At 53.4% G+C, this 13,871-nt stretch carries 10 protein-coding genes; 9 read left to right on the forward strand and 1 reads right to left on the reverse strand.

Annotated elements, in window-relative coordinates; genetic code table 11:
• Window positions 1-778 precede the first annotated feature (778 nt).
• Together WFP70_RS04495 and WFP70_RS04500 are read left to right on the forward strand one after the other, a co-directional pair.
• Entirely contained in the window at window positions 779-1,978 is a 1,200-nt protein-coding gene (locus WFP70_RS04495) for an AAA family ATPase (protein WP_058960453.1), read from the forward strand.
• 7 nt (window positions 1,979-1,985) lie between these two features.
• Window positions 1,986-2,957: a ParB family protein gene (locus tag WFP70_RS04500; RefSeq protein WP_160866954.1), complete on the forward strand. Its 972-nt coding sequence runs from the start codon at window positions 1,986-1,988 to the stop codon at window positions 2,955-2,957.
• A gap of 448 nt (window positions 2,958-3,405) precedes the next feature.
• Here WFP70_RS04500 and WFP70_RS04505 read toward each other — a convergent pair whose 3' ends face one another.
• On the reverse strand, window positions 3,406-5,337 hold the full coding sequence (locus tag WFP70_RS04505) for an aliphatic sulfonate ABC transporter substrate-binding protein (RefSeq protein ID WP_442956334.1): 1,932 nt from the start codon (window positions 5,335-5,337) through the stop codon (window positions 3,406-3,408).
• Window positions 5,338-5,613: 276 nt separating this feature from the next.
• On the opposite strand from WFP70_RS04505, the gene ssuD reads away from it, so the two are divergent.
• The 7 genes from ssuD to WFP70_RS04540 all read left to right on the forward strand — a co-directional run bounded on the left by ssuD (window position 5,614) and on the right by WFP70_RS04540 (window position 13,869).
• The gene (gene ssuD, locus WFP70_RS04510; RefSeq protein ID WP_337022743.1) at window positions 5,614-6,786 is read left to right on the forward strand and encodes an FMNH2-dependent alkanesulfonate monooxygenase; all 1,173 of its coding nucleotides are present in this window, start codon (window positions 5,614-5,616) and stop codon (window positions 6,784-6,786) included.
• Window positions 6,787-6,800: 14 nt separating this feature from the next.
• On the forward strand, window positions 6,801-8,207 hold the full coding sequence (locus tag WFP70_RS04515) for an FAD/NAD(P)-binding protein (RefSeq protein WP_337022744.1): 1,407 nt from the start codon (window positions 6,801-6,803) through the stop codon (window positions 8,205-8,207).
• A gap of 75 nt (window positions 8,208-8,282) precedes the next feature.
• The gene (locus WFP70_RS04520) at window positions 8,283-9,677 is read left to right on the forward strand and encodes an LLM class flavin-dependent oxidoreductase (RefSeq protein WP_337022745.1); all 1,395 of its coding nucleotides are present in this window, start codon (window positions 8,283-8,285) and stop codon (window positions 9,675-9,677) included.
• Window positions 9,674-10,693 carry a methionine ABC transporter ATP-binding protein gene (locus tag WFP70_RS04525; protein ID WP_337022746.1) on the forward strand — a complete coding sequence of 340 codons (1,020 nt, stop codon included), beginning with the start codon at window positions 9,674-9,676 and terminating at the stop codon, window positions 10,691-10,693. The genes WFP70_RS04520 and WFP70_RS04525 overlap by 4 nt, the downstream gene beginning before the upstream one ends.
• On the forward strand, window positions 10,690-11,388 hold the full coding sequence (locus WFP70_RS04530) for a methionine ABC transporter permease (RefSeq protein ID WP_097117643.1): 699 nt from the start codon (window positions 10,690-10,692) through the stop codon (window positions 11,386-11,388). The genes WFP70_RS04525 and WFP70_RS04530 overlap by 4 nt, the downstream gene beginning before the upstream one ends.
• Window positions 11,385-12,260, forward strand: a complete 876-nt coding sequence (locus tag WFP70_RS04535; protein WP_337022747.1) for a MetQ/NlpA family ABC transporter substrate-binding protein — start codon at window positions 11,385-11,387, stop codon at window positions 12,258-12,260. The genes WFP70_RS04530 and WFP70_RS04535 overlap by 4 nt, the downstream gene beginning before the upstream one ends.
• Before the next feature lie 175 nt (window positions 12,261-12,435).
• Window positions 12,436-13,869, forward strand: coding sequence for an MFS transporter (locus WFP70_RS04540; RefSeq protein WP_211728749.1), 1,434 nt, complete (start codon window positions 12,436-12,438; stop codon window positions 13,867-13,869).
• Window positions 13,870-13,871: the final 2 nt, after the last annotated feature.

Genomic DNA, 13,871 nt, shown 5'->3' on the forward strand with positions numbered 1-13,871 from the left:
GTTTTTGCTCGCCAGTGATCACTTCGATTCTTTGCACAGGACACTCCTTAAACATAGCTCTATGACTATGTCTTACTGGTGAAGTGTCCGGTTTAAACGGGGGCTATTACACGATTTGGGTTACTGATTACAGTGAACGTCTGAATGTGGCTTAGACAAATTGCTGATTACAGTGAATGCTAGCTAGCCATACGAGCTGTTAATTACTGATTACAGTGAACACTCGGATTAAATCAATGCTCCCCACATGCAGTCTACTGATTATAGTGAATGCTTATATTAGGACTAAGCTGTCTCTACTAACCGAAAACGCTTGCAGCCGATTTCGTCATGGAGAGCCCTGGCTTTCAACTGCTCATCGTGAAAATCAATATCACTGATTACAGTGAACGTAGCGCAGTTGTTTACTGATTACAGTGAACCTATTGCCACTTACAGTGAACGTTTACTGATTACAGTGAATCTTATGCCGAATATAGTGAATGCAGGCTGTGATTTCAGCCATATCACCTTGCCCGCAAATCTCGTGCAACGGACGATCAAATTACTGATTACAGTGAATGCTGGAGCAAATACGCGAATGAGGCGTTGCTCACACTTTCATCCATTATTCCGTTCTGATTAAAACATCTCCACTGATTACAGTGAATGTTTGCACTAACACGCTCTTACTCAAGGTATTTTCACAGCGCTAAATGTTTCGCATTAGATGAGATAGATTTGCCTCATGTGCAGGATTTCGGTATAAAGTCATAAATCCTACATGTGTGGAGCAAGTATGGCTAACGATGAGAAGCAAGTTCTGAAAGTCGCACAACGTTCAGAAAAAATGCTAATGAGCCTGACGGAACAGATTCAGGCGCAGAAAGAAGAGTTGCAGGAAAACACTTTTTATCAGGTTTACGCCAAAGCGGCGTTAGCCAAACTCCCTAAATTAACGCGTGCGAGCGTTGATTACGCCGTAAATGAAATGGAAGAGAACGGCTATCCATTCGATAAACGCGCGGCGGGCAGCTCTACCAAGTACGCAATGTCCATCCAAAACATCATTGATATCTACCATCATCGCGGCGTGCCAAAGTATCGCGATCGTCACGCAGAGGCATTCACGCTGTTTGTTGGTAATCTCAAAGGTGGCGTATCGAAAACCGTCTCAACGGTCTCACTGGCCCATGCGCTGCGTGCGCACCCACATCTGTTGTATGAAGATCTGCGCATTCTGGTTATCGACCTCGATCCGCAATCCTCTGCCACCATGTTCCTCAATCATGAGCGTTCGGTCGGACTGGTAGAAGCCACAGCTGCGCAAGCGATGCTGCAAAACGTGGGCCGCGAAGAGTTGCTTAATGAATTCATCGTGCCATCGATTATTCCTGGTGTCGACGTACTGCCGGCCTCCATTGACGACGCCTTCATTGCATCACGTTGGGAAGAACTGTGTGCTGAGCATCTGCCTACGCAGAATGTGCATGCGGTTCTGTATGACAACGTCGTAGCAAAACTGAAGAAAGACTATGACTTCATTTTCATCGACAGTGGCCCACATCTGGATGCCTTCCTGAAGAACGCCATCGCCGCATCTGATTTACTGATGACGCCAGTTCCACCAGCACAAGTTGATTTCCACTCGACGTTGAAGTATCTGACGCGCCTGCCGGAACTGATTGGCATCATTGAGGAATCAGGCGCATCCTGCCGCTTGCAAGGCAACATCGGCTTTATGTCCAAGCTATCGAATAAAGCGGACCACAAGCTTTGTCACAGCCTGGCGAAAGAGATCTTTGGCGGCGACATGCTGGATGCTGCTTTACCGCGGCTGGACGGCTTTGAGCGCTGTGGAGAGTCGTTTGATACGGTGATCTCTGCGAACCCATCGACCTATGTGGGCAGCACCGAAGCCTTAAAGAATGCGCGTTCGGCAGCGGAAGATTTCGCTAAAGCCGTATTTGATCGCATTGAATTTATTCGCCTGAACTGAGGTTACTATGAGCGCAAAACGAATCACGATTGGCCGTACCTTCAGCCAGACACCTTTGCAGACTGAGGATGCCTCAGACGGACATTCTCAAACCTTTATCCTTTCGACCGGTAAACGTGCCCTGTTCACGCTTGAACACATTACGGCGAAGGAAATTGAAGAAAAAACCTATGTGGTAATGGAAACAAATGGCCGCGACCAGTCAGGCTTGACGCCTGAATCGCTGCGCGACATTATCCGCACCATTAAATTGCAGCAGTTCTTCCCTGCTATTGGTGTGAAGCGCGGCGATCGTATCGAAATATTGGATGGTTCCCGCCGCCGTGCCGCCGCTCTGCACTGCAAAACTGGGCTGGATGTGCTGGTCACTGAGGTTGCCATCACGGCAGATGAAGCACGTCGTCTGGCGCAGGACATCCAAACCGCACGCGAACATAATCTGCGTGAAGTGGGGATGCGCCTGCTGTCATTAAAAGAGAGTGGCCTGTCACAGAAAGAGATTGCTCAGAGCGAAGGCCTCTCGCAGGCAAAAGTTACGCGTGCGTTGCAAGCCGCGAGCGTACCACTGGAGTTGGTTACCCTGTTCCCAAATCATTCCGAGTTAACTTACCCGGATTACAAAACGCTGCTGCAGGCGTATGAGAAGCTTCAGGAGATTGGTCAGTCGGTTGAAGCCTTAATTGATACCATTGGCATGGATGTCGATACGGTCTGCGCACGTGATGGTCTGGCTGAAGATGAAGTAAAAAATGGGATTTTGCGTCTGGTGCGTAATGGTAGCCAAACACTGATCCAGTCGCCAGCAAAGGACAAAGCGGTCGCCACGCCTCTCTGGACGTTTGCTGATAAAGATCGCTATGCCCGCAAGAAGACACGCGGCCGCATGTTCAGCTACGAATTCAATCGCCAGTCGAAAGAATTGCAAGATGAGTTGGATCGGGTGATAAACGAGACACTCAATAAATATCTCAATCAGTAGCGAAATGCCGCCTTCGGGCGGTTTTTTTTTGCCTGAATTTCAGCTTTTCGCCAGTGCTATTTCATTGCTAACTGTATGAAAAATATCTAACCTGTTTAGAAATTTCAGGCTGAAATCGCCAACTTTTTCACCGTCTATATGCATAACATTCTTGCGCCGTAGAGTTTAGTGAATCTGTGGTGAAGGCAAAATAACCAGCTGGATAGGAAATCAACAAAGGCTATCCAGGGGAGGAAATCAGATTGCGAATGCCCTGAAATATTCTTCATTCGCCATCAGGATTTCACAGCTAATAAATTGAATTAAAAGTGTTTTTTAAATTAATTTCAGGCTGAAATCGCCAGCATTTCAGCAAATTTCAGCGCTGCATCGAGGGTACTAACCCGGTTTAGCCAGATGATATTCAATGATTTATCCACAGAAAAGGTGGATAACTTTATTCGGGTCGTTAGGCTGTCAGTGACAAAACGCTGGGCGATTGCCAAACCGCTTCCCGAACACGGACAGGCTTGTTTATCAGACCCAATGCATAAAAACGATCGGCGATGATTTGTTGCTCTTTAATCACTTCAAATACCATTGAACGGGTTTTATGACTGCGTCGTGTTAAAGCTCTTTCAACGGCCATAAGGTCAAGACCCAATTCCTGCGCAAGCAGACCAGCAGCTTCCTGCCGATGATTATCAATAAAAATGCCGGTCTGCTGTAAACTCTCCACTAGCTGATGGGCCACGTCGTGATGTTTTTCCACATAATCGCGACGTGCCAGATAAAATTGGTGGTTGCGCACACGCCCCTCACCGTTGGCCAGCACGCGCAACTCAGGATTGCTCTCCGCCGCACTGAGTAAGGGGTCCCACATCATCCATGCATCGACCGCCAGATAATCACTGGCCGTCAGAGGATATTTCGGCGGCGCATACACCACTTTGAGTTCATCAAGGGCGATACCTGCTTCTTCCAGCAGCTGCAGCAATAACCAGTGAACGTTAGAACCTTTATTGACCGAAATACGTTTACCACGTAAATCAGCAATGCTACGGATATTGCTATCGATTGGGACAACTATCCCCACGCTACTGGGCGCAGGGGGTTCCCAGGCAATGTAGGTCACTGCATTGCCATTCGCCTGGGCGAAAATAGGCGGCACCTCGCCGGTGGTACCGAAATCGATCTCGTTATTTTGTAAGGCATAAAGCAGTTGAGGCCCGGCAGGAAATTCGCTCCACAACACGCTGACGCCCTGCTGTGCAAAGCACTGCTCAAGACTTTGCCGTGCTTTTAATACCCCAAGATTACCGAATTTTTGATAACCGATACGTAACTCGCGTTCCTGATGAGGCTCATCAGCAGAGGCAGTTGCAATGTAACTCGCCGCCTTACGCCGTCCTTTTATCATTCCCTGATGAGCAAGATGAGTACGCAGCGTGTGGCGGCTGATGCCAAGCAACGCCGCGGCCTGTGTCTGATTGTGTTCAGTGAAATCCAGCGCGTGAGTAATCAGGCTGGTGATGACGCTATCAAACAGTTGATTGGGCTTAGTGGAGAGTTGTTGACGCAGGAAGTTATCAAGCGTTGATGCTTCCGCGTTGTTAAATCCCTGTTCATTGTATCTTGTCAGTCGCAAATGAGCTGGCGTTAGCGTCTCCTCCCGACTCAGAAGTACTGCGTTGTGAAGCGTATTTTCCAGCTCGCGAATATTGCCCGGCCAACTGTACTCCAGTAGCACTTCTAAAGCATCCGGTGACAAACGACGCACCGGTCGACCTAAACGACGTGCATACAGCGAAAGGAAATGCTGCGCCAGCAGCGGGATATCATCACGACGCTGTCGCAACGGAGGCAGCGGCACCACCGCAATATTGAGGCGATAGTAAAGGTCTTCCCTGAATCGCCGTTCGCGGATCGCCTGTGCCAAATCAACATGGGTGGCCGCAATAACACGCACATCGACTTTAATCGGCTTGCGCGAACCCACGCGCGTAATCTCGCGCTCCTGTAATACGCGTAGTAACTTGACCTGTAGCGACAAACTCAGCTCTCCAATCTCATCCAGCAGCAGAGTGCCGCCCTGCGCAGATTCAAACCAACCGGGATGCGCCTGGGTCGCGCCGGTAAATGCCCCTCTCTCATGACCAAAGAGTTCGGCTTCGGCAAGACTTTCAGTTAAAGCACCGCAGTTAACGGCGAGAAAGCGGCCATGGCGGCGTTGGCTATGATGATGGAGATAGCGTGCGACAACTTCCTTACCCGTGCCGGTCTCGCCGACAATCAATACCGTGGCGTCAGTGGGGGCGAATTTGTCGAGCAATGATTGAAAAGCGAGAGAAGCCGGGTCGACTAAACGCGGTGAGTCGGCGTAATTGCTATAGTTGGTCAGCATAGTTTGATGTCCATTAAGGAGTATCAGCACACGCTAATCGTTGCTATTCACTGTGAACAGCAGGAAAAAAGCATAAGCAGTTGCATATGCAGCAATAGCTGTAGGCGGTAAGTTGCCAATGCAACAAGCAGAAGTGTGGCTAAGTGTCTAACCTGCTGAAAAACCGTGATTATCAAAAACGGCAAAGCTGGCACGTTTTTCGCTAACAGCTATATAACTAAAAAAGCATCCCAAAATGATCATTTTTTAATAAAGTTATATAGGAAAAGCATAATGGCCGAATCCGCAAACAAGAACATCAATGTCTTCTGGTTTCTCCCGACGCACGGTGACGGTCGCTATCTCGGCACCACAGAAGGTGGGCGCCCGGTTGATTTAGCTTACTTACAGCAGGTGGCATTGGCCGCCGACAATCTCGGTTACTACGGTGTGCTGATTCCCACCGGAAAAAGTTGTGAAGATTCATGGCTGGTTGCTTCTGCACTGGCACCCATCACCAAAAGACTGCGTTACCTGGTTGCCGTGCGTCCAGGGTTACAGCCGCCGACATTAGCCGCGCGCATGGCTACCACTTTAGATCGCCTCTCTGAAGGACGCTTGCTGATTAACGTGGTGACCGGCGGTGACCCGGTAGAAAATAAAGGCGACGGCATCTTTCTCAATCACAGTGAACGCTATGAAGTCACCAAAGAGTTTCTCGACGTGTATAGCCGCTTAATGCGTGGAGAGAAGGTTGACTATGAAGGGCAGCACATTCACGTTGAAGGCGCAGAGGTGTTGTTCCCTCCGGTGCAGGACAATGGCCCACCGCTCTATTTTGGCGGTTCGTCCGAGGCCGCCATTGATGTTGCTGCTGAGCAAATCGATACCTATCTGACCTGGGGTGAGCCTCCTGAGCAGGTCGCAGAGAAGCTGGCGGTGGTCCGGGAACGTGCAGCAGCACGCGGACGCAAACTGGAATACGGCATCCGCCTGCATGTCATTGTGCGTGAGACAGAGCAGGAAGCGAAGGCGGCTGCGGAGAAACTGATTGGTCATCTGGATGAAGACACCATCGCGCAGGCGCAGAAGATCTTTGCGCGAATGGACTCAGCAGGTCAGGCGCGTATGAGCGCGCTGCACAAAGGCTCGCGCGATAATCTCTACATCTCACCAAACTTATGGGCAGGCGTTGGTCTGGTGCGCGGCGGAGCCGGAACGGCATTGGTAGGAAGTCCTGAGCAGGTGGCCGAACGCATACGGGAATATCAGGCACTGGGTGTGACCAACTTCATCCTGTCGGGATATCCGCATCTGGAAGAGGCGCATCGTGTGGCAGAATTGCTGCTGCCGCTATTACCGCTGGCAAATGGTCAGCAGCAGCGTGCGCGCACCATTAACACCGGCCCGTTTGGCGAAACCATTGGTGGCGATAAACGTCCTTCAAAACAGGCGAGCGCCAGCTAATGCAGGAGAAGACGATGGCACGACCTCACATTATCATCACAGGTGGCGGGTTCAGCGGAACGGCGCTGGCGATTCATCTCGCGCGGCAATCGTCCTCTCCATTACTGATTACAGTGGTCGAACCGCGTGAGCAACTGGGCGGTGGGGTGGCCTACTCCACGCAGGAACCGGCGCATCGCATCAATGTACCTGCCTCGCGCATGCAACTCAGCGGCGATGAGCAGGGCGCCTTTGACCGCTGGTATCGTCAGCAGCCTGAGTGTTCACTGGATTCAGTAGCCCATTGTGATGACGGATCAGTCTATCCGCAGCGCGCGATGTTTGGTCGCTACCTGGCAGAGCAGTTTGCCCTCGCGGCGAAACGGCATCCGCAGATTGAGTTACGGCACGTTCAGGCCAGTGCCATGGCTTGGGAAGGGCAGCAGCTGTTACTCAGCAATGGCGAGACACTACAGGGCGATGTGCTGGCATTAGCGATCAGTCACCCACCGCCATCCTTGCCTCGCTCGCTGCAGCCCTTTGCCCATCACCCAGCGCTCATTGCCAATCCATGGCAAGCCGGCGTGCTGGATGCGATAGATCATGATGCCGCCGTTGCCATTATCGGAACCGGCCTGAGTATGGCGGATGTGGTTGCCTCATTAGGCACTCGGCATCATCAAGGCCCGTTAACCGCTTTCTCACGCCGTGGACAGCTCTCACGCGCTAATCTGCAGGGTGAGTGGCCTGAATGGACGTTAGCGCCTCAGAACGTCCCCAGCGCGCGTCTGTGGCTGCATCACATCAGGGATGAGGTTGCCCGAGCTGCACGGCAGCAATTACCCTGGCAACGCGTGCTGGACGATGTACGCGCACAGGGCCAAACCATCTGGCAAACCTTGCCGCTGCGCGAGCAAAAGCGCTTTGTGCGCCATCTGCGCGCGTGGTGGGATGTACATCGTTATCGTATCGCGCCGCAGGTGTCAGCGGAAATCATCAGACGACAGCAGCAGGGGAGTTTGCAGGTGATGGCAGCCAGACTGCAGGCCATTACAGCGCAGGGCCACCAGCTGGCAATCACTCTGCACACGCGCAACGGTGAAATTGAAACGCGCGTGCTCGACCATCTGATCGTCACCACCGGACCGGGGCATGATGCGCTGACACAAAGCCAGCCGCTGCTACGTTCGCTGAGTAATCAAGGCCTGATTCGCGGTGATCAGCTTGGCTTTGGCCTCGACGTTGATACGCAGTCACACGCACTGAATCACCAAGGCTTGCCCAACGCCCGCCTGCTCGTAGTCGGACCCGCCGCCCGCGCGCGTTTCGGTGAGTTGATGGGCCTGCCACAGGTTGCTGATCACGCCGCTGCCGTTGCTCAGCAAATTCTTGAAGATCTTCACATCGCTCAAGACGAGCGATGTCCCCCTTACGCTTCTTAATCTCTCAAACATCCTAAAAACACACTAACGAACGCCGGGTCGTCGCACGATCACGGCCTCGCTATGGAGATTGCTATGCCATCGCAACGTGAAATTCGCCTGAATGCTTTTGATATGAACTGTGTCGGACATCAATCACCGGGCCTGTGGGCGCATCCGCGCGACCGTTCCTGGCAATACAAAGATCTGGAGTACTGGGTCGATTTGGCGCGCCTGCTGGAGCGTGGCAAATTTGACGGTTTGTTTATCGCCGATGTGTTGGGTATTTACGATGTGCTGAACGGTAACGGTGATGCTGCGATTCGGCAGGCCACACAGGTGCCAGTTAACGATCCGCTGGCGTTGATTACCCCAATGGCGCTGGTGACCGAGCATCTCGGCTTTGGTCTCACCGCATCGCTATCGTTTGAGCATCCTTATCCCTTTGCGCGCCGTTTATCGACGCTCGATCACCTGACCAAAGGGCGCATCGGCTGGAATATTGTGACCTCGTATCTGGAGAGCGGGGCGCGCAATATTGGTCATCAGGCGCAGAGCGATCACGACAGCCGCTACGACTATGCCGATGAATATTTGCAGGTGGTGTACAAGCTGCTGGAGGGCAGTTGGGAACAGGATGCGGTATTGCGCGCTCGTGAACGGCGTATCTTCAGCGATCCCCGCAAAATTCACCCCATCAATCACCAGGGCACCTTCTTCAACGTACCGGGCATTCACCTGTGTGAGCCGTCACCGCAGCGCACGCCGGTGTTGTATCAGGCGGGAGCATCGAGTCGCGGCAAACAGTTTGCCGCTGAGCACGCTGAATGCGTGTTTGTTGCCGCGCCGTCGAAAGTGCTGCTGAAGAAAACCGTCGCGGATATTCGTCGCCGTGCAGCAGAAGCAGGGCGCGATCCGCGCAGCATCCTGATCTTCAATCTGCAAACGGTAATCGTCGGGGAGACCGATGCCGCCGCGCAGGCGAAGTGGAAAGAATACCAAAGCTATGTCAGTTACGAGGGGGCACTGGCGCTGGTATCTGGCTGGACGGGTATCGACTTCGGTCAATATCAGCCGGATCAGGTGCTGAAGTACCTGCACACCAATGCCATCCAGTCAGCCGTCGAAACCTTCTCCACCGCCGACCCTGATCGTCAGTGGACGGTAAAAGCGCTGGCGGATTGGGTGGGCATTGGCGGCTTTGGCCCGCTGATTGTCGGCAGTGCAGCAACTGTGGCCGACGAACTGCAAAGCTGGGTGGAAGACACTGACGTTGATGGTTTCAACCTCGCCTACGCATTAACGCATGAAACCTTTGAAGATGTGGTTGAACTGCTAATACCTGAACTGCAAAAGCGCGGTGTTTATAAGAAGGCGTATGCGGAAGGTACGCTGCGCGAGAAGCTGTTTAACGCCGGACCACAGTTAACCGCACCGCATCCCGGCGTGGGCTATCGGGTGAAAAATTCGGTACTGCCGGAGGTCATATGATTGAAATTGACCAGTTGAGTAAGCATTACCGCACCGCGGATGGACGCATCACCGAGGTGCTGAAAGCCATCAACCTGCAGGTACCACAGGCCAACATCACTGCTGTCGTTGGGCCCAGCGGCGCGGGCAAATCCACGCTGGCGAAGTGCATCAGTTTACTGGAGCAGCCCAGCGCGGGCAGCATTCGCATCAATGGCAGCGATCTCTCGCGGCTGAATGGCGAGGCACTGCGTCGCGCGCGCCGTTCGATTGGCACCGTTTTTCAATCTTCTGCCTTACTGCAGCGCAAAAGTGCCTGGGAAAACATCGCGCTGCCGTTGCGTTATCTCGGTGTGGTCGAGCGGGATATTTCTGCGCGTGTCGGTGAGTTGCTGGAGAGTGTTGGACTGAGCCATAAAGCCAAAGCGTATCCCGACCAGCTTTCGGGGGGACAGCGTCAACGGATTGGCATCGCGCGAGCCCTGGCACTAAAGCCTTCCGTGCTGCTGGCCGACGAAGCGACTTCTGGTCTCGATCCTGAAGCCACGGTGGCGGTGCTGGATTTGCTAAAGAAACTGCGTGACGACTATAAGCTGGCAATCGTGCTGATCACCCACGAGATGGATGCAGTGCGTCAGGCGGCGGATGCGGTTGCCGAAATTCGCGATGGGCAGATTGTGCAGTATGGCGTGCTGAAACAGTTACTGGCGCAGCCCGATTCCTCACTGGGGCAACGTCTGTTCCCACTGGTGGCGCAACCTGGCGTGGCGGAATTGATTCTGCAACTCAGTTATCGCACAGATGTACCGGTCATCAGCGACTGGATCTCGCGTCTGAGTGTGCAGTTCAATCTGCGCATCGATCTGCTCGGCGCGCATGTTGAGCAGGTCAATGGTATTCAGGCCGGACGCTTACAGGTAGGCATTCATTTCCAGCAAGAGCGTGTGCCACTGGCGCGATTGCTGGCGCAGCTTGAACAGTTTGGATTGGTTGCCAGCGTCTCGGGCAGCGTATATCAGCTGCGGGAGGCGGTATGAGCGTTTCCGTGATAAGTCAGGACACGCCGTGGCTGGAAATTCCGGCATTGATGTTACCTGCGATAGGTGAGACCGCGCTGATGGTCGGCATCGTGATGCTGTTCGTGGTGAGCCTCGGCGGTATCGTTGGCGTGGTGTTGTTTAACACCTCAGCACGTGGACTGTTTCCCCATCGCGGCGTGCATCGGGTGCTGAGCTGGATAGTGAATATGGGACGCTCGTTGCCGTTTCTGGTGTTAATGGCCGCGATCATCCCGTTCACCTTCTGGCTGACCGGCACCACCATCGGCATCCCTGCGGCGGTTGTGCCGATGATTGCGGCGGGCATTCCGTTCTTTGGTCGTCTGGTGGATAACGCGTTGCGTGAACTGCCAGGCGAAGTGACCTCGGTGGGTTTGGTATGCGGCGGGTCGCGCTGGCAGATCATCCGTTCGGCGCAGCTGAGTGAGGCCTTACCTGCTGTTGTTGCCGCCATCACCCTCAACCTGATTTCCATGATCGAGTACTCCGCCATCGCCGGCACCATCGGCGCGGGCGGTATCGGTTATTTAGCCGTGGTGTACGGCTATCAGCGCTTCGACAACCACATCATGATCGCCACCATCGTGGTGCTGATCGCTTTGATACAAACCATTCAATTTATCGGTGACCGTTTAGTCGCAATTCTACGCCATCCTCAGGGGATATCACGATGACAACACAAGAATTTGAGTTACGTAAGACGCGCCGCTGGCCGTGGCTGCTACTGATTATAGTGGTCATTGCATTGGCCGCCGCCGCAGGGTTCTGGCGCAGTCAGCAACCGCAAGCGGTGGTCTTTGGCACCACGCTACAAATCCACTTTGAACCGGCAATGGCGGGAGAACAGAAGTTGATTGAGTATGTTGGCGAGCACATCGCGCCGGATTATGGTCTGAAGCTGGAAGCGGTGGGCGTGCAGGATCCGGTGCAGGCGGATCGCGCCGTGGCGCAAGGACAATATGCGGCAACCGTCTATCAGCACCAGTGGTGGTTGAAGCAGGTGGTGGATGCCAACGGTTTCCAGCTCACCTCTGCCTTACCGCTGTTCCAGTGGGCATTTGGCGTCTACTCCGATCGCTATAAATCCATAGCCGACCTGCCGCAGGGGGCCACCATTGTGGTGCCGGATGATGGAGCCAACCAGGGCCAGGCCTTGTGGCTGCTGGCACGTCAGGGTTTGATCACACTCGATCCCAACGTTGAACCGCGTACCGCCAAATTAAAAAACATTATCGGTAATCCGCATGGCTTCGTCTTCAAAGAACTCGATTTGCTAACCATGCCACGCGCGTTGAATTCGGTGGACGCGGCGATTGGCTATGTTTCGCAGTTTGATGCCGGAAAAGTGCCGCGTGATAAAGGCATTCTGTTCCCTCCGGCACCGCGTACTTTTGCCTCGCAGTTGGTGATTGGTACGCCCTATCTGGAGCAGGTGAACATCGTTAAGCTAAAACAGGCGTTCTCCGATCCTCGCGTTCAGCAGTGGCTGAAAACGACGGATGATCCGTTAGTTAAAGGCGTATTAGTGCCGGTCTCTGCAGACTAATTTCCTGGTGTTACCCTTCACCCGGGCTCGCGATGCGCGTCCGGGCTTTTGTGTTTGAGTGTATTTTATGTTATTGATTTTAAACAATTAAATATCAATATTTGTTGCTTTGGACCTGAAAGGTAACCGCTTATAACAACCTCACCTGCACAACTAAAAAACAACGTGAGGCATTATGAGTACCGTTTCTTTCGAAAACACCTTACCGACGTCTGAGCCGGTTCGTTCGGTCAGTGATGTGGCAAGGCTGATCAACACCCGCAGTGACAAAAACAATTATGCGCGCATGATTGTGTTCCTCGCGCTCGGCGGCGTCTTCCTCGATGCCTACGATCTCACCACGCTCTCTTATGGAATTGACGATGTGGTACGCGAATTCCAGCTTTCTCCTCTTCTCACCGGATTGGTGACGTCCTCAATCATGGTCGGCACCATCGTCGGTAATCTCATTGGTGGCTGGCTGACCGACAAATATGGCCGTTACTCGGTGTTTATGGCCGATATGCTGTTCTTCGTGGTCTCGGCCATCGCAGCGGGATTAGCGCCCAATGTCTGGGTACTGATTGGCGCACGTTTCCTGATGGGGATTGGCGTGGGTATCGATTTACCCGTGGCGATGTCCTACCTGGCGGAATTTTCTAAATTCGCAGGCAAAGGCAACAAAGCCGCGCGACTCGCCGCCTGGTGCCCGATGTGGTACGCCGCGTCAACGGTGTGTTTCCTGCTGATCTTCGCGCTCTACTTCCTGTTACCGAAAGAGCATCTTGACTGGTTGTGGCGCGCATCGCTGCTGTTCGGGGCCGTTCCTGCGTTGTTGATCATCGCGGTACGCAGCAAATTTATGAACGAATCACCGCTGTGGGCAGCCAATCAGGGCGATCTGAAGTCTGCGGTGCGCATTTTGCGTGACTCTTACGGTATTCATGCGCATGAAGCGGAACCCGAAGCACCACCAGCAGAAGCGGCACCCAAAGTAAGTTTCCGCGTGCTGTTCCAGAAACCCTGGCGTGAACGCACTATCGTGGCAGGCGTGATGAACATCTGCATTTCGTTTGAATACACCGCGATCGCCTTCTTCCTGCCTTCGATCCTCGCACAGTTCCTCGGCGCGGGCGTGTTTGAAACGATCTCCGCATCGCTCGGCCTGAACGCGCTGTTTGCTTTCACCGGCGGTCTGCTGGGCATGCGTCTGGCCTGGAAATATCCGTCTCGCCATGTGGCAATGGCCGGATTTGCACTGCAATTCTTCGCACTGATTGCATTGGCATTGATTGGGCACCCTGAAGCGATTACGGGGATTGTGTTTGCGGTGCTGATGCTTGGCTTGTGGTTGTTTGCTGAAGGCTTTGGTCCGGGTGCGCAGCTGATGGTCTATCCGGCGCTCTCTTATCCAACTTCCATTCGCGCTACTGGCGTGGGCTTCAGTCGTGCGCTGTCAGGGATTGGCAGCGCGCTGGCGCTGTTTATTCTGCCGATTCTGCAGGCGGCGCTGGGCACCAATATGTTCTGGGTGGTGTCGCTTGCCGCCATCATCCCGATCTTTTTCCTGCTCGCGGTGCGCCACGAACCGACGCGCCACGACATCGACGATCTTTCTCATCAGGAGTGATT

The sequence above is a fragment of the Pantoea sp. USMM079 genome (genome assembly GCF_037153115.1).
In the GTDB taxonomy this organism is placed as follows: domain Bacteria; phylum Pseudomonadota; class Gammaproteobacteria; order Enterobacterales; family Enterobacteriaceae; genus Pantoea; species Pantoea communis.

What these genes read in the sequence shown, in the direction of transcription:
- WFP70_RS04495 (WP_058960453.1), top strand. Translation starts at nt 779, where the DNA reads ATGGCTAACGATGAGAAGCAAGTTCTGAAAGTCGCACAACGTTCAGAA.
- WFP70_RS04500 (WP_160866954.1), top strand. Translation starts at nt 1,986, where the DNA reads ATGAGCGCAAAACGAATCACGATTGGCCGTACCTTCAGCCAGACACCT.
- ssuD (WP_337022743.1), top strand. Translation starts at nt 5,614, where the DNA reads ATGGCCGAATCCGCAAACAAGAACATCAATGTCTTCTGGTTTCTCCCG.
- WFP70_RS04515 (WP_337022744.1), top strand. Translation starts at nt 6,801, where the DNA reads ATGGCACGACCTCACATTATCATCACAGGTGGCGGGTTCAGCGGAACG.
- WFP70_RS04520 (WP_337022745.1), top strand. Translation starts at nt 8,283, where the DNA reads ATGCCATCGCAACGTGAAATTCGCCTGAATGCTTTTGATATGAACTGT.
- WFP70_RS04525 (WP_337022746.1), top strand. Translation starts at nt 9,674, where the DNA reads ATGATTGAAATTGACCAGTTGAGTAAGCATTACCGCACCGCGGATGGA.
- WFP70_RS04530 (WP_097117643.1), top strand. Translation starts at nt 10,690, where the DNA reads ATGAGCGTTTCCGTGATAAGTCAGGACACGCCGTGGCTGGAAATTCCG.
- WFP70_RS04535 (WP_337022747.1), top strand. Translation starts at nt 11,385, where the DNA reads ATGACAACACAAGAATTTGAGTTACGTAAGACGCGCCGCTGGCCGTGG.
- WFP70_RS04540 (WP_211728749.1), top strand. Translation starts at nt 12,436, where the DNA reads ATGAGTACCGTTTCTTTCGAAAACACCTTACCGACGTCTGAGCCGGTT.